Origin of the sequence: Mesorhizobium sp. M2A.F.Ca.ET.037.01.1.1, assembly GCF_003998075.1 — a bacterium.
Lineage (GTDB): Bacteria > Pseudomonadota > Alphaproteobacteria > Rhizobiales > Rhizobiaceae > Mesorhizobium.
Window position 1 is genome coordinate 1 of sequence record NZ_RZSA01001050.1, and the last position, 2,161, is coordinate 2,161.

The 2,161-nt window shown below is 63.4% G+C and carries 2 protein-coding genes and 2 pseudogenes; 3 read left to right on the plus strand and 1 reads right to left on the minus strand.

The window, feature by feature from the left end; genetic code table 11:
* Window positions 1–98: 98 nt before the first annotated feature.
* Both EOA27_RS33220 and EOA27_RS33225 read left to right on the plus strand, forming a co-directional pair.
* Window positions 99–260 (plus strand): annotated as a pseudogene (locus EOA27_RS33220) (sugar ABC transporter permease); the annotation flags it as partial.
* A gap of 24 nt (window positions 261–284) precedes the next feature.
* The gene (locus EOA27_RS33225; RefSeq protein WP_126078584.1) at window positions 285–1,013 is read left to right on the plus strand and encodes an SDR family oxidoreductase; all 729 of its coding nucleotides are present in this window, start codon (window positions 285–287) and stop codon (window positions 1,011–1,013) included.
* Window positions 1,014–1,161: 148 nt separating this feature from the next.
* Here EOA27_RS33225 and EOA27_RS33230 read toward each other — a convergent pair.
* Window positions 1,162–1,452: pseudogene (locus tag EOA27_RS33230) on the minus strand (hypothetical protein); the annotation flags it as partial.
* A 184-nt stretch (window positions 1,453–1,636) separates the two neighbouring features.
* Between EOA27_RS33230 and EOA27_RS33235 the strand changes: the two are divergent.
* Window positions 1,637–2,161, plus strand: a 525-nt coding sequence (locus tag EOA27_RS33235) for a DUF1223 domain-containing protein (RefSeq protein ID WP_127258387.1), incomplete at its 3' end; no start/stop codon positions are given.

Consider the following 2,161-nt stretch of genomic DNA (forward strand, 5'->3'; position numbering starts at 1 on the left):
CACCGGTGATCATGTATCGAAGCGACGAGGACAGATCGAGCAGCGTCAGCCCGGTGGCGATCGACTGGATGACGATGATGCCGAGCAGCGCGGAATAGGCGCTGCTCGGCATCATCGTCATCCAGTCGATCGCCAGCGGGCTGACGCTGCTCGATCTGTCCTCGTCGCTTCGATACATGATCACCGGTGCCGTTCTGGCCATCGCCGTGATCGTCGACTCCCTCGCGCGCCGTTCCCGTGCCTCGCACGGCCGCGCCTGATCCGTTCAAACGAGAAGGGTACACATGGCTCAAGATCTTTCGGGAAAAGTCGCCGCGGTCACCGGCGCGGCATCGGGCATCGGCCTCGAATGCGCCAGGGCGATGCTTGCCGCCGGCGCCCGCGTCGTGCTGGTCGACCGCGCCGAGGACCGGCTGAAGGAGGTCGTCGCCGAGTTCGGCGACGGCGCGATCCCACTGGTGATCGACCTCACCACCCCCGCCAGCGTGGCGACCATGCTGCCCGGCATCCTCGACAAGGCCGGCCAGCTAGACATTTTCCACGCAAATGCCGGCTCCTATGTCGGCGGCGAGATCCTCAACGGTGATCCGGATGCCTGGGACCGCATGCTGAATCTCAACATCAACTCGGTGTTCCGTTCGGTGCATGCGGTGCTGCCACACATGGTCGGACGCAAGACTGGCGACATCATCGTCACCAGCTCGATCGCCGGGCTGGTGCCCGTCGTCTGGGAGCCGGTCTACACGGCCTCCAAGCACGCCATCCAGGCCTTCGTCCACACGCTGCGCCGTCAGGTCGCCAAGCACGGCCTGCGCGTCGGCGCCGTGGCGCCCGGCCCGGTGGTGACGGCGCTGATCAGCGATTGGCCGAAGCAGAAGCTTGAGGACGAGCTGGCGGCCGGCGGGCTGATGCAGCCTGTCGAGGTCGCGGAAGCCGTCCTGTTCATGCTGACGCGGCCGAGAAACATCACCATCCGGGATCTGGTGATCCTGCCGCAGAGCAATGATTTGTAGTGAGTAGGAGTAGGGGAGTAGGGGAGTAGGGGAGCAGGTAAAAAGACCTCTGCCCTTGCGATCGACTGCTCACGACTGACAATCTTCCTACTCCCCTACTCCCCTACTCCCCTACTCCCCTACTGCCTTACTCCCCTACTCCCTTCGGGCGCAGGTTGAACAGCGTGTAGGCCAGCGTGAAACCGGCGATCGGCAGGATGTCGGCCCAGATCGTGCTTTTGCTGGCGAGGAACAGGGTCGAGCCGATGCCGATCACGACCATCCACCAGGCCAGCACCTCGGCGAAGGTGCCGGTCTTGTATCGCCGCACTTGCCGGGCGCCCCACAGTTCCGCGGCAATGAAAGCAAGGTTGGTCAAAGCATTAGCCGACTCGGCCCAAAGTCCTGATCCCGTCCGTTCGCAATAAAGATCGACAGGGGTCAGGAGAGTTTGCCACATGGCGGGGATGCTGCTCCCGAATCGAACCGCGCCTTGAAATGCAAACGCTCTCCTATTGCGCCCTTACCTGCGGCTGCAACAGCAAAAATTTCACCGCAACGTGACTTCCCGTTGACCGCCGCTTCTGCCACATATTTTAGCAATCAGAACAAAGCCGGCGTCACCGGCGGGAATTGGAAAAGTCATGGCATTTCGAGGACGATTGCGGCTTGCGGCAGTAGCGCTGGCCCTGACGGCGTTGGGCGGCGTGGCCCTTGCAGCCGAGCCTGAGAAGCCCGCGACCGACAAGCCCCAGACCGACAAGCCCCAAATCGACAGGCCCTTGGGCGTGGTCGAATTGTTCACCAGCCAGGGCTGCAGCTCCTGTCCGCCGGCGGACGAGTTCTTCGCCGAGCTCGCCGGCAAGGACGATATCATCGCGCTCGCCTACCACGTCAATTACTGGGACTATCTCGGCTGGCAGGACACGCTGAGCACCAAGGAGAACACCGAGCGGCAATATGACTATATGCGCGCCTTCGGCAGCCGCTCAGTCTATACGCCGCAAGCCGTCATCAACGGCCGCAGTCACGTCAACGGCGCCAGCCGCAAGGATGTCGACGGCGCCCTGGCCCGCATGGACAGGACCGGCGAGGGCATGCGGGTCGCGATCAAGGTAAGCCGCACCAGCGACCGCGTCATGATCGACGCGGGCGATGCCGGCAACGGC

Coding starts and splice junctions, on each gene's coding strand:
- EOA27_RS33225 (WP_126078584.1), top strand. CDS start 285: ATGGCTCAAGATCTTTCGGGAAAAGTCGCCGCGGTCACCGGCGCGGCA.